Origin of the sequence: Bradyrhizobium genosp. A (assembly GCF_049949275.1) — a bacterium.
Taxonomy (GTDB): domain Bacteria; phylum Pseudomonadota; class Alphaproteobacteria; order Rhizobiales; family Xanthobacteraceae; genus Bradyrhizobium.
In genome coordinates this window covers 6,658,014-6,681,435 of record NZ_CP188196.1, presented here as the reverse complement: position 1 = coordinate 6,681,435, position 23,422 = coordinate 6,658,014, and the positions used below count along the sequence as shown (strand labels likewise).

20 protein-coding genes are annotated in these 23,422 nt (G+C 63.5%); 7 read left to right on the top strand and 13 right to left on the bottom strand.

Annotated features, from left to right (window positions below; genetic code table 11):
* Positions 1-2 precede the first annotated feature (2 nt).
* Entirely contained in the window at positions 3-1,949 is a 1,947-nt protein-coding gene (locus tag ACP2YP_RS31345; protein ID WP_426420075.1) for a maltotransferase domain-containing protein, read from the bottom strand.
* 204 nt (positions 1,950-2,153) lie between these two features.
* On the opposite strand from ACP2YP_RS31345, the gene malQ reads away from it, so the two are divergent.
* Together malQ and ACP2YP_RS31335 are read left to right on the top strand one after the other, a co-directional pair.
* Entirely contained in the window at positions 2,154-4,115 is a 1,962-nt protein-coding gene (malQ, locus tag ACP2YP_RS31340; protein WP_426420074.1) for a 4-alpha-glucanotransferase, read from the top strand.
* Between the two features lie 32 nt (positions 4,116-4,147).
* Positions 4,148-5,953, top strand: coding sequence for a glycoside hydrolase family 15 protein (locus ACP2YP_RS31335; RefSeq protein WP_426420073.1), 1,806 nt, complete (start codon positions 4,148-4,150; stop codon positions 5,951-5,953).
* A gap of 183 nt (positions 5,954-6,136) precedes the next feature.
* On the opposite strand, the gene ACP2YP_RS31330 is transcribed toward ACP2YP_RS31335, so the two are convergent.
* The 6 genes from ACP2YP_RS31330 to ACP2YP_RS31305 are packed head-to-tail and all read right to left on the bottom strand — an operon-like array spanning position 6,137 to position 13,638.
* Positions 6,137-6,949, bottom strand: coding sequence for an HAD family hydrolase (locus ACP2YP_RS31330; protein ID WP_426420072.1), 813 nt, complete (start codon positions 6,947-6,949; stop codon positions 6,137-6,139).
* Complete coding sequence (locus ACP2YP_RS31325; protein WP_426420071.1) at positions 6,946-7,488, bottom strand: gluconokinase; 543 nt, start codon at positions 7,486-7,488, stop codon at positions 6,946-6,948. Before ACP2YP_RS31325 ends, ACP2YP_RS31330 begins: the two co-directional genes overlap by 4 nt.
* Complete coding sequence (gene pgl / locus ACP2YP_RS31320) at positions 7,475-8,224, bottom strand: 6-phosphogluconolactonase (protein ID WP_426426325.1); 750 nt, start codon at positions 8,222-8,224, stop codon at positions 7,475-7,477. Before pgl ends, ACP2YP_RS31325 begins: the two co-directional genes overlap by 14 nt.
* Positions 8,224-9,735, bottom strand: a complete 1,512-nt coding sequence (gene zwf, locus ACP2YP_RS31315; protein WP_426420070.1) for a glucose-6-phosphate dehydrogenase — start codon at positions 9,733-9,735, stop codon at positions 8,224-8,226. The genes pgl and zwf overlap by 1 nt, the downstream gene beginning before the upstream one ends.
* A 41-nt stretch (positions 9,736-9,776) precedes the next feature.
* Complete coding sequence (gnd, locus tag ACP2YP_RS31310; protein ID WP_426420069.1) at positions 9,777-10,775, bottom strand: phosphogluconate dehydrogenase (NAD(+)-dependent, decarboxylating); 999 nt, start codon at positions 10,773-10,775, stop codon at positions 9,777-9,779.
* A gap of 13 nt (positions 10,776-10,788) precedes the next feature.
* Entirely contained in the window at positions 10,789-13,638 is a 2,850-nt protein-coding gene (locus ACP2YP_RS31305) for a bifunctional transaldolase/phosoglucose isomerase (protein WP_426420068.1), read from the bottom strand.
* Positions 13,639-13,943: 305 nt separating this feature from the next.
* Between ACP2YP_RS31305 and ACP2YP_RS31300 the strand changes: the two genes are divergently transcribed.
* From ACP2YP_RS31300 to ACP2YP_RS31285, 4 genes are all read left to right on the top strand, one after another.
* A complete protein-coding gene (locus ACP2YP_RS31300) occupies positions 13,944-14,369 on the top strand; it encodes a hypothetical protein (protein ID WP_426420067.1) in 426 nt (141 codons plus the stop codon).
* 204 nt (positions 14,370-14,573) lie between these two features.
* Positions 14,574-16,517: a PrkA family serine protein kinase gene (locus ACP2YP_RS31295; protein ID WP_426420066.1), complete on the top strand. Its 1,944-nt coding sequence runs from the start codon at positions 14,574-14,576 to the stop codon at positions 16,515-16,517.
* A 19-nt stretch (positions 16,518-16,536) separates the two neighbouring features.
* Positions 16,537-17,814 (top strand): YeaH/YhbH family protein, encoded by a 1,278-nt coding sequence (locus ACP2YP_RS31290; protein WP_426426324.1) that lies wholly within the window; start codon positions 16,537-16,539, stop codon positions 17,812-17,814.
* Positions 17,811-19,346 carry a SpoVR family protein gene (locus tag ACP2YP_RS31285; protein ID WP_426420065.1) on the top strand — a complete coding sequence of 512 codons (1,536 nt, stop codon included), beginning with the start codon at positions 17,811-17,813 and terminating at the stop codon, positions 19,344-19,346. Before ACP2YP_RS31290 ends, ACP2YP_RS31285 begins: the two co-directional genes overlap by 4 nt.
* A 207-nt stretch (positions 19,347-19,553) precedes the next feature.
* Here ACP2YP_RS31285 and ACP2YP_RS31280 read toward each other — a convergent pair whose 3' ends face one another.
* The 6 genes from ACP2YP_RS31280 to ACP2YP_RS31255 form a co-directional block, all read right to left on the bottom strand.
* Entirely contained in the window at positions 19,554-19,994 is a 441-nt protein-coding gene (locus ACP2YP_RS31280; RefSeq protein WP_426420064.1) for a DUF1801 domain-containing protein, read from the bottom strand.
* 13 nt (positions 19,995-20,007) lie between these two features.
* A complete protein-coding gene (locus tag ACP2YP_RS31275) occupies positions 20,008-20,214 on the bottom strand; it encodes a hypothetical protein (protein ID WP_426420063.1) in 207 nt (68 codons plus the stop codon).
* A gap of 46 nt (positions 20,215-20,260) precedes the next feature.
* Complete coding sequence (locus ACP2YP_RS31270) at positions 20,261-20,692, bottom strand: SRPBCC family protein (RefSeq protein ID WP_426420062.1); 432 nt, start codon at positions 20,690-20,692, stop codon at positions 20,261-20,263.
* The gene (locus ACP2YP_RS31265; RefSeq protein ID WP_426420061.1) at positions 20,689-21,012 is read right to left on the bottom strand and encodes an ArsR/SmtB family transcription factor; all 324 of its coding nucleotides are present in this window, start codon (positions 21,010-21,012) and stop codon (positions 20,689-20,691) included. The genes ACP2YP_RS31270 and ACP2YP_RS31265 overlap by 4 nt, the downstream gene beginning before the upstream one ends.
* Before the next feature lie 248 nt (positions 21,013-21,260).
* On the bottom strand, positions 21,261-21,710 hold the full coding sequence (locus tag ACP2YP_RS31260; protein WP_426420060.1) for a DsrE family protein: 450 nt from the start codon (positions 21,708-21,710) through the stop codon (positions 21,261-21,263).
* Between the two features lie 41 nt (positions 21,711-21,751).
* Positions 21,752-22,372 carry a hypothetical protein gene (locus ACP2YP_RS31255; RefSeq protein ID WP_426426322.1) on the bottom strand — a complete coding sequence of 207 codons (621 nt, stop codon included), beginning with the start codon at positions 22,370-22,372 and terminating at the stop codon, positions 21,752-21,754.
* Between the two features lie 196 nt (positions 22,373-22,568).
* On the opposite strand from ACP2YP_RS31255, the gene ACP2YP_RS31250 reads away from it, so the two are divergent.
* A complete protein-coding gene (locus tag ACP2YP_RS31250; RefSeq protein WP_426420059.1) occupies positions 22,569-23,153 on the top strand; it encodes an STM3941 family protein in 585 nt (194 codons plus the stop codon).
* Positions 23,154-23,422 lie beyond the last annotated feature (269 nt).

Here is a 23,422-nt window from a genome sequence, read left to right as displayed (position 1 = left end):
CCTTACGCCAGGCAGCGGAACATGAGCGCCGGATCGCGGTCGGGATCGATACGCAACCTGATCCCGCCCCATTCGATGCGGGACTGTTCGCCTGTCATGAGATTTTCGAGGGCGGTGACGTGGCGGCGTTCGCCGTCGACGTCGATGGTGAGCTCGCCGAGCGGCAACCAGAATTCGCGCACATGGCGCGAGAGGGCGATCGCCGCGACAACAGTGTTGGCCGGTTCGGTAGCCTCCTTGGCGAAGGCGATGGTCTCGTTGTCCTCGATGCCGAGGAAGCGCAAATTGGTGGTCTGCTGAAGCGCTGCGTTGTCGTTGCGGATGCGGTTGAGCGCGGTGATGTAGGGCTTGATGTTGCCGGGCTTGTCCCAGTCGCGCTGGCGGATCTGGTACTTCTCCGAATCCTGATATTCTTCACGGCCGGGGACAGCTTCGTGTTCGAGCAGCTCGAACCCGCTATAGAGGCCGTAATTGCCTGACAGCGTTGCCGCCAGCGCGACGCGCGATTTGAACATCCAGGCCTCGCCGCTCTGGAGATGATAAGGCAGCAGGTCAGGCGTGTTCACGAACAGGTTCGCCCGATAGAAGTCCCGTTCGGGATAGTGCGAGAGCTCGCCGAGATATTGCTCCAGCTCCCACTTCCCGGTGCGCCAGGGGAAATAGCTGAAGGATTGCGCGAAGCCGAGCTTGGCGAGCCCCTTCATCAGCTTCGGCCGCGCAAAGGTCTTGGAGAACAGGATCACCTCGGGATGCCGCTGACGAATGTCGCGGATCAGCCACTCCCAGAACGGCAATGGCGCGGTGTCGTGATTGTCGATCGCAAAGATGGTCACGCCATGGTCGATCCAGAACAGCATGGCATCGCGGAAGGCGTTCCACAGCCCGATCCGGTCGACGGACGCGAAATCGGGGATGACGATATCCGAATAGGGCCCGTCCGCGGTACGCACCGAGCGGTCCGGCCGCCATTTGAACCATTCCGGGTGCTGCATCAGCCAGGGATGATCCGGCGAGCATTGCACGGCGAAATCGAGCGCCAGCTCGAGGCCGTATTCGAGGCAGGTCGCGACCAGCGCGCGAAAGTCCTCGATGGTGCCGAGCTCGGGATGCAGCGCATCGTGCCCGCCCTCGGCTGCGCCGATCGCGTAAGGTGAGCCGGGCTCGCCCTCGGTCGCCACCGGCGCATTGTTGCGGCCCTTGCGGCGGGTGTGGCCGATCGGGTGGATCGGCGTGAAATACAGCACGTCAAAGCCCATCGCGGCGATGTCGGGTACGCGCGCGATACAGTCGCGGAGTGTGCCGTGCTGGCCGGCGATTTGGCTCTGGCTGCGCGGCATCATCTGATACCAGGCGCCGAAGCGCGCTCTGTCGCGGTCGATGACCAACGGGAAGAGCGGCGAGCGGGTCAGGTCGGGTCGCGCCTGGCTCTCGGCCATGGCCTGGCTCAGCTCGGTGGCAAGCAGCGGCGCGACATCGCCGCTGCCGAGATAGTCCTCGCATTGCCTGACGATCACGGCCGCGGCGTCTTGCCGCGCACCGTGCGCCTTGGTCAGCAGGCCGGCGCCCTCGATGGCATCGAGCGTGACGTCGCCGCCGGACAGCTGCTTGCGTTCGAGCCCGTGGCGCCAGGTGGCGAATTCATCGGTCCAGGCTTCGATGGCGTAGACATATTGGCCGGGCTCGGCCGGTGTGAACACGCCCGACCAGCGGTCGTCAGCGTGATGGGTCATCGCTTCGCGCCGCCATTCCCGGTCTTGCTCGCCGCGCCAGATCAGCGCGGCGCTGATTGTGGCGTCGCCATCGCGGTAGATGTCGGCCCACACCTCGACCCCATCGCCCGCGACGCGCTTCACGGCGAAGCGGCCGCCATCGATCGACGGATAGACGTCTTCGATCAGGAAAGCGCTGCCCGAAGCGGCGCTCTCGACAGTTTGAATTGTCTTGTTCACGGTGATGCCATTGACAAGAAAGCAGGGGCCCGTTTCCCTTGGCGGGAACCTACGCTTGGTACCTATATAGAAAGCCGTTTGTGTGTCATTGGTTCCCCTGGGAACGGCAGGCGCGGTTTGTGAGTTAAGTGCGACTAACCTCTTCCGCGACCACGTTAAAATCGATGCCCCCGGCCAGTTGATGGCCTGCAAGCTGCGTGCCGAATGGACCTTTTAGCTGAAGCCCGGACCAAGGGCGTCCAATCCGAATTCGTCGATGCCCTCGGAAAGCTGCGGGTCACCGCGCCCGAGGCGCTCAAATCCATCCTCGACGCCCTGCCGGAGAAGCGGGTTTACCGCTTCGTCAGCGGGCCGGTCGTGGTGCGCGCGTTGGGCAGTCCGCGCACCGAGCTCGCGGCCATCGGCGCGCCGCCGCTGCAATGGAAAGTCACAGGCGACGGCAATGTGATTGCGCAAGGCGAGACGCGCGAGCCGGTGATCGGCTGGCCGGCCGGTCTGCCGCTTGGCTATCACCGGCTGACACTGACCGACGCCAAGGGCGACACGGAAGAGGTGCCCATGATCGTGGCACCGGAGCGCGCCTTCGGCGGTGATTTCGACCGCGGCTGGCTGCTCGCGGTGCAGCTCTACAGCGTCCGCTCGGATCGCAACTGGGGCATCGGCGATTTCACCGATCTGGCTGGCCTCGTCAGGCTCGCCAAACAGCTGGGCGCTGATGGCGTCGGGCTCAATCCGCTGCATGTCCTGTTCGACGATCAGCCGGGCGATTGCAGCCCCTATTCGCCGAACAGCCGGCTGTTTCTCAATCCGCTCTACATCGACGTCGAGGCCATCCCGGAATTTTCGACTGACTTCATCCCGGACGCGGCCGCGACCGCTGCGCGGCTGCGCGAAGGTGATCGTGTCCCTTATACCGATGTGGCGGCGCTAAAATGGTTGGGCCTGCGCGCGGCCTTTGACAGTTTTGTGAAAAGCGCGAGCGGCGTCCGCCGCAGTCAGTTCGATGCCTTCCGCGCCGACCGGGGGCCGCTGTTGTCCCGCTTTGCCTGCTTCGAGGTGCTGCGCCATCGCTTTAACGCGCCGTGGTGGGAATGGCCGCTGGAATGGCGGCAACCCGACGATGCCAGATGCGCGGGCTTGCGCAACGGCCCCGACAAGCGCGAGGTCGAGTTCGTCGAGTTCGCGCAGTGGACCGCGGATTCGCAATTGCGCGCTGCCAAGGCGCTGTCCGCCGAGCTTGGCATGCGCGTCGGGCTCTATCTCGACGTTGCCGTCGGCGTACAGTCCAATGGTTTCGATGCCTGGAACGAGCAGATGGCAATCTCCCGCCACCTTGCGGTCGGCGCGCCGCCCGACGTGCTCAACACCATCGGCCAGGATTGGGGCCTCGCCGGCTTCAACGCGGGCGGCCTGGAGGCGCAATCCTTCGTGCCGTTCGCCGACATGGTCGCCGCCTCGATGCGGCATGCCGGTGCGATCCGGCTCGATCACGTGTTGGGACTGAAGCGGCTTTACCTGGTGCCGCGCGGCTTCAAGCCCGACAACGGTGCCTATGTGCAGATGCCGCTCGAGGCGCTGCTGGCGGCGGTGGTGCGCGAGAGCGTCACCCACAAATGCATCGTGATCGGCGAAGATCTCGGCACCGTGCCGGAAGGTTTTCGCGAGACCATGCAGGATTTCGGTATCTGGTCCTATCTCGTCATGATGTTCGAGCGCGACGATGCCGGCCATTTCCGCAATGTCGATCACTACCGGCCGAACGCGCTGGTCACGCTGAACACGCATGATCTCTGCACCTATGCGGGATGGCGCTCGTTCAGCGATCTCAGGATGAAGCGCTCGCTCGGGCTCGATCCCGGCGAGGAGGACCAGGCGCGCTGGAACGCGCTCGGCGGGCTCGACCAGATCCTGCGTCAAAACGGCATCAACGCCAACGATCTCTATTCCGTGCTCAACTTTCTGTCGCGCACGCCGTCGCGGCTGCTCGCGGTGTCGATGGAGGATCTGCTCGGCGTGATCGACCAGCCCAATATTCCCGGCACGATCGACGAGCATCCAAACTGGCGCCAGCGTCTGCCGGTTGCGCTCGACAAGATCGCCTCGAAGGTCGATCTCAAGGCTTTGAAGGCCGCGACGCGGGAACGTTCGTTGCCCGGCGGGAGTTGATCCGCCGGGGATTTTCCAAGGCTTGCACGACATTGTCAGAGAAGATCGAGAATTATGCGTTGATCGGCGACTGCGAGACCGCAGCGCTGGTCGGGCGCAACGGCTCGATCGACTGGTTGTGCTGGCCGGCCTTCGATTCCGACGCCTGCTTTGCCGCGATCCTCGGTAAGCACAGGAACGGCCGCTGGCTGGTCGCGCCGAGCGACGACGTCACCACGATCTCGCGCCGCTATCTCGGCGATACACTCATCCTCGAAACGCGGTTTGAAGCGAAGAGCGGCACCGTCGCGCTGATCGACTTCATGCCGCCGCGCGGCAAGGCCTCCGACATCGTGCGGCTGGTGCGCGGCGTGAGCGGCACGGTGAAGATGCGAATGGAGCTCGTGATCCGCTTCGGCTTCGGCATCGACATTCCCTGGGTGCGCCGCTGCGAGGACCGCTCGCTGCTTGCGGTCGCCGGCCAGGACATGACCGTGCTGCGCACGCCGGTCGAGACTCGCGGCGAGGATCTGACGACGGTTTCCGAGTTCGAGGTCAAGGCCGGCGAGACCGTGCCGTTCGTGCTCACCTATGGTCCCTCGCATCTCGATCCGCCCGAGCCAATCGACCCGGAAATCGCGCTCCAGGAGACCGAGACATTCTGGAAGGAGTGGTGCAGCAAGTGCACGCGCGACGGCGAGTACCACGATCTCATCCTACGCTCGCTGATCACGCTGAAGGCGCTGACGTTCGGGCCCACAGGCGGCATCGTCGCCGCGCCCACCACCTCATTGCCGGAAAAGCTCGGCGGTGCCAGGAATTGGGACTACCGCTTCTGCTGGCTGCGCGATGCCACCTTCACGCTGCTGGCGCTGATGAACTCCGGCTATACCGAAGAAGCCTCGGCCTGGCACAATTGGCTCTTGCGTGCGGCCGCCGGTTCTCCGTCGAGCATGCAGATCATGTACGGCATCTGGGGCCAGCGGCGATTGCTGGAATGGGAGGCGGGCTGGCTCGATGGCTATGAGGGCGCGCAGCCGGTGCGCATCGGCAATGCCGCGCATGCGCAGCTCCAGCTCGACGTTTATGGCGAATTGATCGACGCCTTCCACCAGTCGCGCATGGCCAAGCTGAAGCTCGACGACGAGACCTGGGCGGTGGAATGCAACGTGCTCAACCATCTCGCCGAGGTCTGGGACCAGCCCGATCACGGCATCTGGGAGCGGCGCGGCCAGCCCCGGCACTACGTCTTCTCCAAGGTCATGACCTGGGTCGCGTTCGACCGTGGCATCAAGAGCGCCGAGACCTTCGGTTTCAAAGCGCCGCTTCTGCATTGGCGCGCGCTGCGCGACGCCATTCATCGCGACGTCTGCCACAGCGGCTTTGATGCCGAAGAGAACGCCTTCGTCGAGTCCTACGGTTCGAAGCTGCTCGACGCCAGCCTGCTGCTGCTGCCGGCCGTCGGCTTCCTGCCGGCCTCGGATCCGCGCATCTGCGGCACCATCGCGGCCGTCGAGAAATACATGATGCGCGACGGCTTCGTGCTGAGGCACGATCCGCGCGAGGTCTCCGAGGAAAAGCAGCCGATCGAGGGCGCGTTCCTGGCCTGCACGCTGTGGCTGGCCGACGCCCATGTGCTGGCGGGCAATCTCGACAGGGCGCAAGAGCTGTTCGACCGCGTGGCGGGACTTGCAAACGAAGTCGGGCTATTGGCCGAGGAATATGATTCCATCGCGCGCCGCCAGACCGGCAATTTTCCGCAGGCACTGACCCACATCGCGCTCATCAACACCGCGCACAATCTCTCGGCGGCCCGGCAGGGCAGCGAGAAGCCGGCGATGCAGCGGTCGAAGCAGTGAGCGCCTTGACTGCATCACCAGCGCAGGTGCGCTCCCTCTCCCGCTTGCGGGGCGCTTGCGGGGGAGGGCTGGGGTGGGGGTGTTTCCGCGGGCGAGGGCCCCCGAGAGGAGAAAGCCCTCACCCGCCGCTACGCGGCGACCTCTCCCGCAAGCGGGAGAGGTTGAAACCAGCCGGCGGCCCGCCTAACCAACCCCATTGCGTTTCAAAATCATCTCCATCGCTTCCGCAAAACCGTCCTGCTCGTTGGTCGCGGTGACGTTTGTGGCCTGCTCTTTGACGCTGTCGGTGGCGTTGCCCATGGCGATCGAGGTGCCACTGACGCGGAACATCGCGAGGTCGTTCTGCATGTCGCCGATGGTCGCGACCGCGTCGGTCGAAATGCCGAGCCGTTTGGCCATGGCCTGCACGAAAGTGCCCTTGTCGAAGCCGGGCGGGGTGATGTCGAGATAATAGGTCTGCGAGCGGACGGCAGTGGCCTCGCTGCCGAGCGCCTGCTGCATCGCCTTCTCGCAAGCCTCGAGCCCTGCCGCATCGGCGCTGGCGCCGACGATCTTGCAGGCGCTCGCGAGGTAGGGCGTGAAATCTGTCACGATGGTCGGGTCGGAGCGGATCGTGTGCTGCTCATGTGCGACGTATTTGCCGCTCGGGTTGTCGATCAGCCATTTGTCGGTAGTGAACAGCCAGACGTCGGCGCCGAAATCACGGAGGATCTGCAAGCTGCGCTCGGCCGCGCTTTTCGGCACCAAATGCTGCTCGACCGGATTCAACTCGGGATCGACGATCGAGGAGCCGTTGAACGGGCCGACCGGCAGCCATAGCGCGAGCGGCTCGATCAGGAAGCGCATGCCGATCGCAGGGCGGCTTGAGGTAATGGTGAAGCCGATACCGGCCTGATGAAGCTTCTGTACCGCGGACCTCGCGCGGTCCGTCAGCGTCTTGTCCTTGGTGAGCAGCGTGCCGTCGACGTCGGAGACGATCAATGAGATTTTCGTCATGGCTGAGCCCTACTTCTTCCGCCGTCGTATTTCAGCTGCCGCACGATGCCGTCGACGATCGCCTCAACGGTCTCGTCGATCGACGCCGTGATGACGTGCTCGCTTGCCGCCGGCGGCTCCAGCGTGTTGAACTGGCTGGTGAGCAGCCCTGGCGGCATGAAATGGCCCTTGCGATGCGCCAGCCGGTCGGCGATCAGCTCCTGCGTGCCCTTCAGGAAAACGAAGCGCACGTCGTCGCGTCCGCGCAGGAGCACGTCGCGATAGGTGTGCTTGAGCGCCGAACAGGCGATGATGATTTGCTCGCCCTTGTTGCAGACCCGCGCGATCTCGTCGGCGATGGCGTTGAGCCAGGGCCAGCGGTCCTCGTCGGTGAGCGGGTGGCCGGCCCGCATCTTCTCGACATTGCTGGCGGGGTGAAAGCTGTCGCCGTCCTCGAACCGCCAGCCGAGACGCTCGCCGAGCGCCTCTGCAACTGTGCTCTTGCCCGAGCCCGACACGCCCATCACGATCAATGCACAAGGTGCTTTAACGCCCGCCACGAATTCCCTCCGGAAGCGCGGCCTGGTCGACCAGCCAGACGGTCTCACCATTCGAGCGCGCGCGTACAGCCGGCAGAGTCTCGCCATTGAGCAGGCGCGTCAAGATCGGCTGCTTGTCATGCCCAGCGATCTCGAACAGCATTTCGCGGCAGGAGGCCAGCGCCGGGAGCGTCAGCGAGACCCGCGGCACGAAGGGTGCCACATTGGCCTTGGGGACACCGACGACCCAGCGCGCGGTCTCCTCGATGGCGGGATAGCCGGGAAAGAGCGAGGCGGTATGTCCATCAGGGCCGGCACCCATCAGGACGAGATCGAACAGCGGTCGCGCCGGATCGAGGCTTTCAGCACCATAGAAGGCCTGCAGCTCGCGCGCATAGGCTTCGGCGCTTGCGTCCGGATTTTCGGCCGTCGTCGGGATCGGATGGATATGGTCGGCGGGCGCATTGCGGTCGAGAAACGTGGCGCGCGCAATGGCCATGTTGTTGAGGGGATCACCCTCGGGGACAAAACGCTCGTCGCCAATGAACCAGTGCACGCGATCCCAGGGGATCTTGCCCCGCCAGGCGTCGCCGCCGAACAGCCGATAGAGCTTCTTCGGGCTCGAGCCGCCGGTCAGGCAGATCGCGATGCGGCCGCGATTGGCCGCCATCCGCGCCATCACTCGTTCGGCGGCGGCCAGTGCGAGGGCTTCGGCATCGGCGAAGACGATCAGCTTCGGCTGGTCGGCCGCGCCCATCACGAAAACTTCCGCCAGCTGCGGCCGTCGCGCCGCAGCAGCTCGTCGGCGCAGGCCGGGCCGTCGCTACCGGCCTCATAGGTCTCGATGCCGTTGTTGCCTGCGGTCTTCCAGGCATCCAGGAATGGCTGCACCGCCTCCCATCCGGCCTCGATGCCGTCGGCGCGCTGGAACAGGATGTTGTCGCCGATCATGCAGTCGTAGATCAGCGTCTCGTAGCCGGTGGAGGGATCGGCCCGGAAATAGTCGCCGTACTTGAACTTCATCTCGACGCCGTCGATGGTGATGCTCGGTCCCGGGATCTTGGCGTTGAACTGAAGCTCGATCGTCTCGGTCGGCGCAATGCCGATGGTGAGAAAGTTTTGCGAGAGGCGGTCGACCGTCGTGCCTGAAAACATCGACAGCGGCGCCTGCTTGAACTTGATCGCGACTTCGGTGCGCTTGTGGCCCAGCGCCTTGCCGGTACGCAAATAGAACGGCACGCCGGCCCAGCGCCAATTGTCGATCATCAGCTTCAGCGCGACAAAGGTCTCGGTGGTGCTGCCCGCCTTGACGTCCTCGGTCTTGCGATAGTCGGGAATTTCGTCGTCGCCGATCCGGCCCGCGAGATATTGCGCACGGACAGAATTCTTCAGCGCTTCTTCCTGGTTCGGCTGCTGGATCGAGGTCAGCACCTCGGCCTTCTCGGAACGGACGGAATGCGCGTCGAAGCGCGCCGGCGGCTCCATCGCGACCAGCGACATCAACTGGAATAGATGGTTCGGCACCATGTCGCGCAGCGCGCCGGTGGCATCGTAGAAGCCGCCGCGATGGCCGACGCCAAGCTTCTCCTCCACCGTGATCTGGATGTGGTCGATATGGTTGCGATTCCAGATCGGCTCGAACATGCCGTTGGCAAAGCGGAGCACCAGGATGTTCTGCACCGTCTCCTTGCCGAGATAATGATCGATCCGGTAGATCTGGTGCTCCTCCATGATCTTCAGCAGCTCGGCATTCAGCGCCTTGGCCGAGGCGAGGTCGGTGCCGAACGGCTTTTCGATCACCAGCCGCCGCCAGGCGCCGTTCTCCTTCGTCATGCCGGTGCGGCCGAGCTCGCGCGCGGTCGGTGCAAACGCGGCCGGGGGGGTCGCCAGATAGAACAGGCGATTGCCGCCGGTGTCCTGCGCGCATTCCAGCGAATCCAGATGCTCGCGCAAGCGATCGAAGGACGGCGGGTCCTTCGGATCGGCCTCGACGAAGGTGACGCATTGCAGCAGCTTCTGGGCGATATCGTCGTCCACGGGCCGGGTCGCGAATTGCCGCAGGCCCTTCAACAGGCTGTCACGCAATTCGTCATCCGATTGGCCGTTGCGGGCCACGCCGACGACGCAGAACTTTTCCGGCAACAGGTGTTCGGCGGCCAGATTGTACAGAGACGGCATCACCAGGCGATGGGTGAGGTCGCCGGTGACGCCGAAAATGACGAAGGCGCAATTTTCCGGCTTGCGCTTGGCTTGCGGGTCTTTTGTCACGAACGATTGGCCTTCGCTTTGTTGATTCTTACTTGGGCTTTTTATTTAGGCTTCGAAGCGTCCGGCCGCTTCGGCTCCTTGTGGCCGCCGAAGCCGGCACGCATCGCCGAGAGAATTTTCTCGGCGAAGGTGTGTTCCTTGCGGGAACGGAAACGTGTGTAGAGCGCCGCGGTCAGGACTTCGGCCGGCACGGCCTCGTCGATCGCCGCATTCACGGTCCAGCGTCCCTCGCCGGAATCCTCGACGAAGCCGGAATATTCCGCCAGCGCCGGACTGTCGGCGAGCGCGGTCGAGGTGAGATCGAGCAGCCAGGACGGGATCACCGAGCCGCGCCGCCAGACTTCGGCGATATCGGCGAGGTCGAAATCGTAGCGATGGTCCGCGGGCAGGGCATCGATATTGGCGTTCTTGAGAATGTCAAAACCTTCGGCATAGGCCTGCATCAGGCCGTATTCGATGCCGTTGTGGATCATCTTCACGAAATGGCCTGCGCCCACGGGGCCTGCATGGATGTAGCCCTGCTCGATGCGGGGATCACGTCCATCACGTCCCTCGGTGCGCGGAATGTCGCCGGCGCCGGGCGCAAGGGCCGCGAAGATCGGATCGAGCCGGTCGACGACCTGCTTCTCGCCGCCGATCATCATGCAATAGCCGCGCTCGAGCCCCCAGACGCCGCCGGAGGTGCCGACGTCGACATAATGGATGCCGCGCGCCTTCAGCGCCTTGCCGCGGCGGACGTCGTCCTGCCAAAAGGTGTTGCCGCCGTCGATGATGACGTCGCCTTCCTGCATCACGCCCGCGATCGTGTCGATAGTTTGCTCGGTGATGCGGCCGGCAGGCAGCATCACCCAGGCCGCGCGCGGCCGCTCCAGTTTCGAGATGAACTCTTCCAGCGTCGCCGAGCCGACTGCGCCGTCCGCGGCGAGACCCGCGACGGCCTTGGCGTCCTTGTCATAGACCACGGTCGAATGGCCGTGGCGCATCAGCCGGCGAACGATGTTGCCGCCCATCCGGCCGAGGCCGATCATGCCGAGTTGCATTGAGATATTCCTCTTAATTCAGCGCGTCGTTGAGCGCCGCATTGAGCGCAGCGAGACCTTTCTTGAGCGGACCCTTCAGGTGTACCCGGAGCGCGCGCCGGCCGCGCTCGGTGAGCACGTCGAAATCGCCCCGGGCCTGCGCCGCCTTGATCACGCCGAAGCTCGCCTTCTGGCCCGGCACGGCCAGGTCCTTGGCGTCATCGGCGGTGATCTGGAGGAACACGCCGCTGTCGGGCCCGCCCTTGTAAGCCTGTCCCGTGGAGTGCAGGAAGCGCGGGCCGAATTCGGCGGCGGTCGCCAGATGCCGCTTCTCGAGCACGGCGGTCCGCATCTCCTGCAGCGCCTCGATCGTGGCCTTGTCGCGCGCGATGTAGCCGAGCAGGGCAAAATAATCGCCGCGCCGCGAGCGGGTGATGTGTGCCTTCAGCCAGGAAGTGAGGTCGCCATTGGCTCCCATCGTGCGCAACGCGGCGGCGTTGGTGTCGTTGGTGTAGAGGTCGAACTCCGCGGTGCTGACCACGGGCTCCTCGGCCGGCAGCGCGCCGGTCTTCTCATACGCCGACGTCAACTCGCGGGTCTTGATCTTGGCTGCCTCCACGTCCGGCTGATCGAACGGGTTGATGCCGAGGATCGAGCCCGCAACCGCCGTCGCCATCTCGAAGCGGAAAAATTCCTGGCCGAGGTGGTCGATCGACTTCATGACGATGCGTACCACGGGATGGCCGGCCGCTTCGATCCCGGCAAGCGCCGAATCGTGTGCGGCGTCTGTCTCGCCCTCGGTGCGGATGTCGATGAAGAAGCGGTCATCGCCGTAGAGCGAGGATTCGCCCAACGGCTCGCCGGCGATCGGGATCAGGCCCTTGCCCTCCTTGCCGGTCGATTCCGCGATGAGCTGCTCGGCCCATGCGCCGAAATCGGCGATCTTCTTCGACGACAGGATCGTCACCTTGTCGCGGCCTTCGAGGCCGGCAAGCCCCATGGCGAGGCCGAGCTGCACGCCGGGGTTCTCAGCTGGCGGCACGTCCGGTCCGCAAGAGCGGGCCATCGAGAGCGCATGCTTGAGGAAGGTCTTGACGTCGATGCCGGCCGTGGCCGCCGGCACCAAGCCGAACGGCGACAGCACCGAATAGCGGCCGCCGATCGACGGTTCGCCATGGAAGACGCGGGCATAGTTGAGCTTCTTCGCCGCCTTCTCCAGCGAGGAGCCGGGATCGGTCACCGCAATGAAGCGGAAGCCGGTCTTGGCCTTCGGGCCGAGCGCCTGCGCGACGCGTTCATGGAAATAGTCCTTCATCGCGTTCGGCTCGGTGGTGCCGCCGGATTTGCTGGAGACGATGAACACGGTGTTGGCGATGTCGATCTTGGCTTCCATCGCCCGCACCTGGGCCGGATCGGTGGAATCCAGCACGTGCAGCTTCGGAAAGCCCGCCTTCCGCGCAAAAGTCTCGGCCAGCACCTCCGGCCCCAGGCTCGATCCGCCCATGCCGAGCACGACGGCGTCGGAGAATTTCTGGCCCTTCACGCGATTGGCATAGTCCTCGTAGTCGGCGACGTCGGCTTTCGCCGCGCTGTCGAGCCAGCCGAGCCATTTGTCCTCGTCCGTCCCGGTCCAGACCGATTTGTCGCGCTGCCACAGCCTGCGGATCTTGGCCGATGCGCGCCATTCCTCGGTGCTCTTGGCCACGGCCTTGCCGAGGCCGTCACCCAACGAGAGCTGCTGGCGGTCGATCGCGGGCCCGAGCACGGTGGCGCGCTTGTGGGCGACTGCGCCGAAGAGCTTGTCGGCAGCGTCGGCGAACTGCTTGACGCCATCCTTGACGAGCTCCTCGGTGATGGCGTCGAGCGAGACGCCCGAGCGCTCCAGCTCTTCCAGCACCCGGCGGGCGTCGTCGACGTTTTCTTCAAGACTGTCGCGCGGCTTGCCGTGGTCGCGGAATGCGTCCAGCGTCGCCGGCGGTACGGTGTTGACGGTGTCGGGCCCGATCAGCTCCTCGACATAGAGGACGTCGCTGTAGTCCTTGTTCTTGGTGCCGGTCGAGGCCCACAGCATGCGCTGCGGCTTGGCGCCCTTGGCGGAGAGCTTCTCCCAGCGCGGACCCGAGAACAGCCGCTTGTAATCCTGGTAGGCGACCTTGGCGTTGGCGATCGCGACCTTGCCCTTCAGCGCGGCGAGCCGCTCCTTCTCGGACGGGTCGTTGGCCCGCGCGATCTTCTCGTCGAGCTGCTTGTCGACCACGGAGTCGATACGGCTGACGAAGAAGCTCGCCACGCTCGCGACATGCGAGGGATCGCCGCCGCCGGCGACATATTTTTCCAGGCCAGTGAGATAGGCTTCGGCGACCTGGAGATAGACGTCCCTGGAGAACAACAGCGTAATGTTGATGCTGATGCCGTCGCCGATCAGCTTTTCGATCGCCGGCAGGCCTTCCGGCGTCGCCGGCACCTTCACCATCAGGTTCTTGCGGCTGACGTCCTTCCAGAGGCGCCGCGCTTCGGCGACCGTGCCGGCGGTATCCATCGCAAGATAAGGCGAGACCTCGAGGCTGACATAGCCGTCATGGCCCTTGAGGCGGTCATAGACCGGGCGCAGCACGTCGGCGGCGTTCTGGATGTCCTCGATCGCGACCGCCTCGAACAGGTCGGCCACGGTCCGGTCGCCGCGCTTCAGCGCCTTGCCGATCGGGGCGTCGTATTCGTCCGAGCTGCCGATCGCCTTCTCGAAGATCGACGGATTGGAGGTGACGCCCTTGACACCGTCGGTGTCGATCAGCCGCTTCAGGTCGCCCTTGGCGATGAAGCCACGGGCGAGGAAGTCCAGCCAGACGGCTTGTCCGTGCTTTTCCAGTTCTTTGACGGGATTCATGATGCTTATTTATCTCCAAGCCTACGGGCGGAGGGGGTTTCCGCGCCGGTCCTGACGCGCTATCCTTTAGCTCACATGCTCCCGGGAGGGAACCAATCAAGGCTATTGGCGTCATTCTCCTAGTGTAACTCCGTCGCGATCATGGCGATCCAGGCGGCAGTCGTGCTTTTGCGTAATAATAATTTGGCCGGGATGGTTCGGCCGAGGTCTTGTTGCGTGAGGACATCTGTCGCGTCGCGGAGTGTCGTCAGCGGATATCGATCCGTCCGATTGTCATTGGCCGATCGTCATTGGCTCCATCGCGAATGGCCATGCTGGGGGAAAGCATGTACGCACGTCCTGACGGCGTCGCCGATCACCGGCCATCGATCGCGTCGGCCGTCTGCATCGGCGCATCCCATGATCTCGACATCGGTCAATCCGTCATGCGGCTCCCGGTCGCGGCGCGCCTCGCGGTGACTCGGCCGCGTGCCGCCAAGCAGACCGACGTTATCCGTTCGGAGGGTTTGGCGACCGATTTTGATACATCGCTGTACGCTTGCCGCGACATTCATGCTGCATGCGGCGCACGCATCGCATTGCAGCAGGAAAAGATGAACGCGGCGCGCAAGGCATTGCCTTGCGAGCGTCATAAGTTCGCCGCTCGCCGATCGCTCTATGTTGCAGTGCCGGATGGAGCCGTCCCCGGTATTGCCCGGATGTGGCGAGCGAGTGACAATTGCTGGAAATGAGCCAAGATGGATAGAGATTCGCACAAATTACAGGCAAGTGCCTGTTCGTAGTTCAGTGAGTGCCTACCTTGTACATTGCGTCGTATCGGCACCCGGGTGTCCAATGATCGTCATGTGCTCACGCTGATTCGAAAAGCGGCCTGAGGAACGGTCCAGTAACTGCTTTCGTTTCAGCTTGTAGCGGAACTCACGCGGAGAGGGATCATGTACAACGATTCTCTATTCAACGCTTTCGCTCGGTCGTTCGAGGCGAGAAGCCAGCACGACATGTCGATGGCAGAATATCTGGAATCGTGTCGAAGCGATCCCATGAAATACGCGAATGCGGCCGAACGATTGCTAGCAGCGATCGGCGATCCTCAGACGATTGACACGGCCAAGGACCCACGCCTTGGCCGTATTTTTTTGAACCGCACCATCCGCACCTATCCGGCCTTCGCCGGCTTCTACGGCATGGAAGAAACCATCGAGCGCATCGTCGGGTTCTTTCGCCACGCCGCGCAAGGTCTGGAAGAGCGCAAGCAGATCCTCTACCTGCTCGGCCCGGTCGGCGGCGGCAAATCCTCGCTCGCCGAGCGGTTGAAGTCGCTGATGGAAGTGCAGCCGATCTACGTGCTCAAGGCCGGCGATGAACTCTCGCCGGTGTTCGAGAGTCCGCTCAGCCTGTTCGATCCCGATCATCTCGGGCCGATGCTGGAAGAGAAGTACGGCATTCCGCGCCGGCGCCTCACCGGCCTGATGAGCCCGTGGTGCTACAAGCGGCTCGAGGCCTTCGGCGGCGACATTTCCCAGTTTCGTGTCGCAAAAATCCAGCCGTCGCGGCTGCGCCAGATCGCGGTCTCCAAGACCGAGCCTGGTGACGAGAACAACCAGGACATCTCCTCGCTGGTCGGCAAGGTCGATATCCGCAAGCTCGAGACCTACGCGCAGAACGACCCCGATGCGTACAGCTATTCCGGCGGCCTCAACCGCGCCAACCAGGGCATCCTTGAATTCGTCGAGATGTTCAAGGCGCCGATCAAGATGCTGCACCCGCTGCTGACCGCAACGCAGGAGGGCAATTACATCGGTACCGAGAATATCGGCGCCATCCCGTTCACCGGCGTCATCCTCGCGCACTCCAACGAGGCGGAGTGGGCGAGCTTCAAGGCCAACAAGAACAACGAGGCCTTCATCGACCGCATCTGCGTGATCAAGGTGCCCTACTGCCTCCGCGTCACCGAAGAGCAGAAGATCTACGAGAAGCTGATCCAGGGCTCCGAGCTCGCGGCTGCGCCATGCGCACCCTCGACGCTGGAGACGCTGGCGCGTTTCTCGGTGATGTCGCGCCTGCGCAAGCACGAGAACTCCACCGTGTTTGCCAAGATGCGGGTTTACGACGGCGAGAGCCTGAAGGAATCCGATCCGAAGGCGCGCAGCGTCCAAGAGTATCGCGATGCCGCCGGCGTCGATGAGGGCATGGACGGCGTCTCCACCCGCTTTGCCTTCAAGATCATGGCTGCGACCTTCAACCACGATCCGCAGGAGATCGCCGCCGACGCCGTGCACCTGATGTACGCGCTCGAACAGTCGATCCGCCGCGAGCAACTGCCGGAGGAAGTCGAGAAGCGCTATCTCGAATTCATCAAGGCTGACCTGGCACCGCGTTATGCCGAGTTCATCGGCAACGAGATCCAGAAGGCCTATCTCGAATCCTACTCGGATTACGGCCAGAACCTGTTCGATCGCTACGTCGATTACGCCGATGCCTGGATCGAGGACCAGGACTTCAAGGATCCCGACACCGGGCAGCTGCTCGATCGCGAACTCTTGAACCAGGAGCTGACCAAGATCGAGAAGCCGGCCGGCATCGCCAACCCGAAGGATTTCCGCAACGAGGTGGTCAAATTCTCGTTACGGTCGCGGGCCCAGAACGGCGGCAAGAATCCGACCTGGACCTCCTACGAGAAGATTCGCGATGTGATCGAAAAGCGGATATTCTCTCAGGTCGAGGACCTGCTTCCGGTCATCTCGTTCGGGTCCAAGAAGGACGGCGAGACGGAGAAGAAGCACGGCGAGTTCGTCGCACGCATGGTGGAACGCGGCTACACCGAGCGTCAGGTTCGCCGACTGGTCGAATGGTACATGCGTGTGAAGCAAGCCGGTTGAGGCGGATGAGAAAGTGGCCATTCACATTATTGACAGGCGCCTGAATCCAGGCGGCAAGAGTCTTGAGAACCGCCAGCGGTTCTTGCGTCGGGCCAAATCCCTGGTGCAGGGCGCCGTCAAAAAGACCTCGCAGGAACGCGACATCAAGGACGTCCTGGAGGGTGGTGAGGTCACGATCCCGCTCGACGGCATGCACGAGCCGCGGTTCCGCCGTGAAGGCGGGACGCGCGACATGGTGCTGCCCGGCAACAAGAAGTTCATCGAGGGCGATTATCTCCAGCGCTCCGGTCAGGGCAGCGCCAAGGATTCCGGTCCCGGCGAAGGCGACAGCGAGGACGCCTTCCGCTTCGTGCTGAGCCGCGACGAATTCGTCGATCTCTTCCTCGACGATCTCGAGCTCCCTGATCTTGCCAAGCGCAAGATCGCGCAAACCGAGAGCGAAGGCATCCAGCGCGCCGGCTACACCACATCAGGTTCGCCCGCCAACATCTCGGTCAGCCGCACCGTGAAACTCGCGCTCGCCCGCCGCATCGCGCTCAAGCGTCCCCGCAAGGACGAGGTCGAAGAGCTGGAAGCTGCGATCGAAGCTTGCACCGACGACGACGAGCGCGCCGAGTTGCTCGCCCAGCTCGAAAAGCTGAAGGCGAAGACCAAGCGCATTCCCTTCATCGATCCGCTCGACATCCGCTACCGTCGCTACGAGAAGGTCCCGCGGCCGGTGGCGCAGGCCGTGATGTTCTGCCTGATGGACGTCTCCGGCTCGATGTCCGAGCACATGAAGGATCTCGCAAAACGCTTCTACATGCTGCTCTACGTGTTCCTGAAGCGGCGCTACAAGCATGTCGAGATCGTCTTCATCCGCCATACCGACCGCGCCGAGGAGGTCGACGAGCAGACCTTCTTCTACGGTCCGGCCTCCGGCGGCACGCTGGTCTCCAGCGCGCTGCAGGCGATGCACGAGATCGTGCGCGAGCGCTTCAATCCGACGGACTGGAATATCTACGCCGCGCAAGCCTCCGACGGCGACAATTCCTATTCCGACGGCGAGCTCGCCGGCCTGCTGCTGACCGAAAAAATCTTGCCGGTCTGCCAATTCTTCGCCTATCTCGAGGTCGGGGAAGCAGGCGGCAGCGCCTTCGATCTCTCCGATTCCTCGCTCTGGACCCTCTACGAGCGCCTGCGCAACAGCGGCGCACCGCTCTCGATGCGCAAGGTCAGCGAGCGCAGCGAGATCTTTCCGGTGTTCCACGATCTGTTCCAGCGCCGCGAAACTTCTCAGGAGAGAGCCGCTCCATGACGGAACGCTTGTTCGAAGGCGCCGATTGGGATTTCCACACCTTGCAGCGCATCACCGATGCCTGCGAGGAGGTGGCGCTGAAAGATCTCGGGCTCGACGTCTACCCGAACCAGATCGAGGTGATCACCGCCGAGCAGATGCTGGATGCCTATTCCTCCGTCGGCATGCCGCTGTTCTACAAGCACTGGTCGTTCGGCAAGCACTTCGCTTATCACGAGGCGTCGTACCGCAAGGGCCTGATGGGCCTCGCCTATGAGATCGTGATCAACTCCTCGCCCTGCATCTCCTACCTCATGGAGGAGAACACGGCGACGATGCAGACGCTGGTGATCGCGCACGCCGCCTTCGGCCACAACCACTTCTTCAAGAACAATTATTTGTTCAAGCAGTGGACCGATGCGGAAGGCATCCTGGACTATCTGGATTTCGCCAAGAAGTACGTCATGCAGTGCGAGGAGCGCTACGGCCGCGTCGAGGTCGAGCGCACGCTGGACGCCGCGCATGCTTTGATGTCGCACGGCATCGACCGCTATCCCGGCAAGAAGAAGCTGGATCTGCGCGAGGAGGAGAAGCGGGCAGGGCGCCGGCGCCAGCACGAGGAGGAGGTCTTCAACGACCTCTGGCGCACCGTGCCCAAGGGTGTCTCGAAGACCCGGTCGGCGATCTCCCTCGAACGGCGCCGCAAGCTGCTCGGCCTGCCGCAGGAAAACCTGCTCTATTTCCTGGAGAAGAGCGCGCCGCGCTTGGCGCCCTGGCAGCGAGAGCTCCTGCGCATCGTCCGCCACATCGCGCAGTATTTCTATCCGCAGAGCCAGACCAAGGTGATGAACGAGGGGACGGCGACCTACGTCCACTATCGCATCATGACCCAGCTGCATCAGCAGGGCCGCATCAGCGACGGCAACTTCCTCGAATTTTTGGGGTCGCACACCAATGTGGTGTTCCAGCCCGAATTCGACGACCAGCGTTTCTCCGGCTTCAACCCCTATGCGCTCGGCTTCGCCATGATGCAGGACATCGAGCGCATCGTCACGCGGCCCGAAGACGAAGACCGTGAATGGTTTCCCGATATCGCTGGCAAGAACGATGTGATGGGCGTGCTGCGCGACGTCTGGGCGAACTATCGCGACGAGAGTTTCATCGCCCAATTCCTGAGCCCGAAACTGATGCGGCACTTCCGCATGTTCCACCTCCATGACAATCCCGACGAGCGCGCGGGCATTCGGGTCGACGCCATCCACGACGATCGCGGCTTCCGCCGTGTCCGCCGCGAGCTGGCGCGGCAGCACGACGTCGGCTACATCGACGCCAATATCGAGGTGGTCGATGTCGATCTCGCCGGCGACCGCCGGCTGATCCTGCATCACCGCGTCATCAAGGGCTCGCAGCTCAACGAGACCGATGCCAAGCGGGTGCTCCAGCATCTGGCCGATCTCTGGACCTATGACGTCGCGCTGATTGAGGTCGACGCCAACGACAAGGTGCTGCGCGAATATGTCGTCAGCCCGCGTCCGATCACGGCGGCGGCGTAACGCCGCCGATTAGTGCGGCGAGATGCGTGTTGATGTGCCCTCGCCCCTTGTGGGAGAGGGCAGCGACGCCGGCAGATACAAGCTCACTGGGGTGAGGGGTGTCTCTCCACACTTTCCCGTGCCGATAGGGACCCCTCATCCGGCGCTTCGCGCCACCTTCTCCCACAAGGGGAGAAGGGAGGCATTTGTGGCTGCACCACGGCTCCTCTATGCCGATCGCTTCGCCGGCTTCTTCGCCTTGGATGCGTTCAGCTCCACGGCGGCGCGGATCAGCGCCTTCAGCGCTTTCTCGTTGATCTTCTCGCCCTCGCGAATATCGATGGCGCGCCGCACATTGCCGTCGAGGCTGGAATTGAACAGGCCGGCCGGGTCGTCCAGTGCTGCGCCCTTGGCAAAGGTCATCTTGACGACGGCCTTGTAGGTCTCGCCGGTGCAGATGATGCCGTCGTGCTCCCACACGGGAACGCCGCGCCACTTCCATTCCTCGACCACGTCAGGGGCGGCCTCCTTGATCAGCTCGCGGACCCGCTTCAACGTCTCGCCGCGCCAGTCGCCGAGCCCTTTGATCCTGCCGTCGATCAGTTTTGAGGGCGAAGGCCCGTCCGCGTCTTTCGCGCTGGTCTTCTTTACGGTCACGGCTTTCTTCATGCTCTCGCCTCGTTCACGCGTTGCTGCGGCGGCCAAGATAGGGCTGCGCAAACATATAAAGCCCGGTGGCGAGCAATGGAATCAACGGCACGAAGGCCAGCAAGCCAATCCACGTCGCCTGAATCTGCATGGTCAGCGCAACAATGTTGGCGATGACGGCAAGCGTGAAAGCAATCGACAGCCAGCGATGGATCTGTCGAATCCACATGTTCGAGCTCATCTCAATCTCCTGTGAGAAATGGTGGAAATGGACGCCAGTGGCCGGGTTATTCCGCCCGCGCCAGCAGCTCGTCCAGCTTGGTGAAAAACTGCTTCCAGCCGGCATGCGCGCCGCCATAGGCCTGCTTCTGGCTGGGACGGAAGCCCGCCTGTTCGACGCGCAGATGCGTGCCTGCGCCCTGCGGGGTCAGCGTGAACGTCACCACGCTCTTGAGGTCGTAGGCCGCATCCTCATGCGTGAAATTCCAGGTGTAGGCGAGCGAGCGCTGCGGCTCGATGGCGAGCACCTCGCAATCCAGCACGCCGCCCCATTCGCCGCGAAGATTGAAGCGGTGACCGACCTCAGGCTTGAAGTCGTTCTTCATCAGCCATTCCTCGATCAGATGCGGCTGTGTCAGCGCGCGCCACAGCCGCTCCGGCGGAAAGGCGAATTCGCGCTCGACGACCACGGAACGGTTTTCGGTTGCTGCGTCAGTCATTGGTCCATCCTCTTCAGGAGATCGTCGAGTGCGTCGAGCCGGTTCTGCCAGAAGCCGGCCATCTGGCTGGTCCAGTCGATCAGCGGATTGAGCGCACCGGGCTGCGCGCTGTAGTGGGTCTGGCGTCCTTCGTGACGGTCGCGCACCAGGCCCGCCTGCTTCAGCGCGCCGAGATGCTTTGAGACCGCAGGCTGGGAAACGCCCGATCGCGCCGTCAGTGCCCCGACCGTCTGCTCGCCCTCGCGGCAAAGCCGCTCGAAGATCGCCCGCCGCGTGGGGTCGGCGAGCGTCCGAAACAGAAGATCGGAGGTGGCGGACATGTGGGGATTCATAACTCACAGGTTATGGATTAATACATAACCGCAGAGTTATGGGTGAGTCAAGTGGAGATGAATTGGAAGGGGGCGCCGCGGGCTCTTCTCACCTCTCCCGCTTGCGGGAGAGGTCGGCGCGAAGCGCCGGGTGAGGGCTTTCTCCTCTTGGGGGTTCTCGGTTGCAGCGACACCCTCTCCCCAGTCCTCCCCCCGCAAGCGGGGGAGGGAGCGCACCGAATTCGCCGCGCCTAGCCTCACGGCCGCAAATACAGATACCCCTGCGACTGCAGCTCGGCGAGACGCACCACGCCGCCTTTCTCCGCGCTGACGAACCCGGGCAGCAGATCCGTCAGCGCGATGTTCTGCGCCTTCATCGTGTTGCCGCAGGCGGCGAGCTCGACGCCGTCCTTGGAGAAATCGCCGATCCGCTTGCTGATATCCGGGTTGGCCTGCGCGGAGTGGAACGCCTTCAATGCCGGCCCGTGGATCACCAGCGCGATCGTGACATGGTCGGGGCCGCCGACGCCGTCGATGTGGTTCTGGATGTTGCCGAGCACGAAATTGACCTTGTCGGCGTCGCTGAGGTGATAGACGACCTTCAGCTTGTTCGACGGCGCGGCCTCGGTCGCAGCCTTGGCGCGCGAGGCCGCAAACGCTGCACCCAACGCCGAGACGGTGCTCCACAAGATGTTCCGGCGGTTCATGGCGATCTCCTCACGACAGCGCTCGACTGGCCGTTGACATATCACTTGTGGCTGAGAGCAGCGAGTTCCTTGCGGTCAGTCACGAGCGCGGCGCACTCGCTGTTGTTGGCCCGGTCGAGCCGGAATATCCCGTCATCCTGGCCTGCGACCAGCGATCGCTCGGCCTCTTCGTCCGGCTTGTTGTGCAGCCAGACCCTGACGCTCGCGAGCCGCACGATGGCCGATTTGTCGTCCCTCGAGAGCGCGACGCCGATGCCGCCGCCCTCGCAATCGACGCCGCAGCCGAGCCGGACCTCGCTGCCGTCCTTGGTAAACACAACGTGGTGACAGGAGCCGCTGGAGTCGAAATCGCCGCTGCGGTGGCGATATCGGAAGCCGAGCCGGAAGGAGTTGTGGAGCTGCTTGTCCTCCTGGTCGATCTCCGCCGAGACCAGCAGCTTCATCGCGGCGACTTTCTGCTTCGGATGTCGCGCCAGGTGCTCGGCATCGTAGCGGTGAACGAAGCAGGCATAGGCGGTCTTGGCGGGCGTGCCCGCGTACATCCGTGCGTTGAAGGCCTCGGTCTCGGTCTTGCTCGCCTCGCGGATGTCGTCGGCCTCCTCAGCCCGGGCGACGCCGATGAAGGCCGCAAGTACCAGCGGAAGGATGAGGGCAAGCTTCATGATCGCACCGGATAATTCAGCCATTGACGGCCCGCGTCGAGAGGATGGGGCCAACTGGCCGTTAGTCGCAAGCCAGACACTGTGCGTTCAACTGCGCCTCCTGCGGGCAGCCTCGCGCAAGGTTCCAGGCTTAAGCCTTGCAAGGGACGGGCGTGGATAGACCCCAGATTGTTGCAAATGGCTGGAGGCGATTGGAATGTCCGAAAGTCAGAACTTGCCCAATCTTGCGATCGGCTATTCGCGAGGCCGGCTGCTGATGTTTTTCGGCGGCAACCTGCTGCTGACGCTACTCTGCGCCGGGCTCGCATTCACCTGGCAGGAAGGCAAGAACGTCACCACGTTCCAGGTGGCCGCCTGCTATATCGGCGCGGTGTTTTTCGGGCTTGCCACCTGCAGGATGCTTTGGCAGCTGATCTCCGCCAGGCAGCCGGTGGTCTTCATCAGCCGTGTCGGCATTCGCGACACCAGGCTCGCCGACGAGACCATCGCCTGGAGCGCCGTGCGGAAGATCATGCTCTGGGAGCAGCGCGCGCAGAAATTCGTGGTGCTCAAGGTCGATCCCCTTGTCGCCGAGCGATTCTCCGGAGGACTTCTGACGCAGGCCTTGTCGATGATGAACAAGGCACTTGGCGCTGACGGCGTGATCGTCAATGCGGGCGGCCTGACCATGGACGTCGAAAAATTGCTCGAGACCTGCAAGCAATATTGGGGTGCCGGACGACCGGCCCATGTCAACCACGCCGTGCCGGAGCCTGAACCCGCGCCGGAGCCTGTCAGCTAAGCGCCGCGAAACGCCCGGGCCTCGGGCAAGATGCTGCGCATCGTAGCGGCGGACGAGGCAGGCACAGGCCCAAATTGCAAGGTGTGTCCACACGAGCCTTAGTCGCCGTCGGATCAGGAAGGTTCAATCCTGACGGCGGCTTTGCCAGGGAACTCGACACACCGACAACTTCTGCGACATTGTCGCAGTTCATCGATGTGATAGTGTTCACAGACAGCTGCGCTTCGGAGACGTAAGCTAATCCGCCTTTGCAAGTTTGTGGAGTCTTC

Excerpts from the sequence above, each read along its gene's own strand:
- malQ (WP_426420074.1), top strand. The coding sequence starts at position 2,154 with ATGGACCTTTTAGCTGAAGCCCGGACCAAGGGCGTCCAATCCGAATTC.
- ACP2YP_RS31330 (WP_426420072.1), bottom strand. The coding sequence starts at position 6,949 with ATGACGAAAATCTCATTGATCGTCTCCGACGTCGACGGCACGCTGCTC.
- pgl (WP_426426325.1), bottom strand. The coding sequence starts at position 8,224 with ATGGGCGCGGCCGACCAGCCGAAGCTGATCGTCTTCGCCGATGCCGAA.
- gnd (WP_426420069.1), bottom strand. The coding sequence starts at position 10,775 with ATGCAACTCGGCATGATCGGCCTCGGCCGGATGGGCGGCAACATCGTT.
- ACP2YP_RS31305 (WP_426420068.1), bottom strand. The coding sequence starts at position 13,638 with ATGAATCCCGTCAAAGAACTGGAAAAGCACGGACAAGCCGTCTGGCTG.
- ACP2YP_RS31300 (WP_426420067.1), top strand. The coding sequence starts at position 13,944 with ATGGCCATGCTGGGGGAAAGCATGTACGCACGTCCTGACGGCGTCGCC.
- ACP2YP_RS31295 (WP_426420066.1), top strand. The coding sequence starts at position 14,574 with ATGTACAACGATTCTCTATTCAACGCTTTCGCTCGGTCGTTCGAGGCG.
- ACP2YP_RS31285 (WP_426420065.1), top strand. The coding sequence starts at position 17,811 with ATGACGGAACGCTTGTTCGAAGGCGCCGATTGGGATTTCCACACCTTG.
- ACP2YP_RS31280 (WP_426420064.1), bottom strand. The coding sequence starts at position 19,994 with ATGAAGAAAGCCGTGACCGTAAAGAAGACCAGCGCGAAAGACGCGGAC.
- ACP2YP_RS31275 (WP_426420063.1), bottom strand. The coding sequence starts at position 20,214 with ATGAGCTCGAACATGTGGATTCGACAGATCCATCGCTGGCTGTCGATT.
- ACP2YP_RS31270 (WP_426420062.1), bottom strand. The coding sequence starts at position 20,692 with ATGACTGACGCAGCAACCGAAAACCGTTCCGTGGTCGTCGAGCGCGAA.
- ACP2YP_RS31265 (WP_426420061.1), bottom strand. The coding sequence starts at position 21,012 with ATGTCCGCCACCTCCGATCTTCTGTTTCGGACGCTCGCCGACCCCACG.
- ACP2YP_RS31260 (WP_426420060.1), bottom strand. The coding sequence starts at position 21,710 with ATGAACCGCCGGAACATCTTGTGGAGCACCGTCTCGGCGTTGGGTGCA.
- ACP2YP_RS31255 (WP_426426322.1), bottom strand. The coding sequence starts at position 22,372 with ATGAAGCTTGCCCTCATCCTTCCGCTGGTACTTGCGGCCTTCATCGGC.
- ACP2YP_RS31250 (WP_426420059.1), top strand. The coding sequence starts at position 22,569 with ATGTCCGAAAGTCAGAACTTGCCCAATCTTGCGATCGGCTATTCGCGA.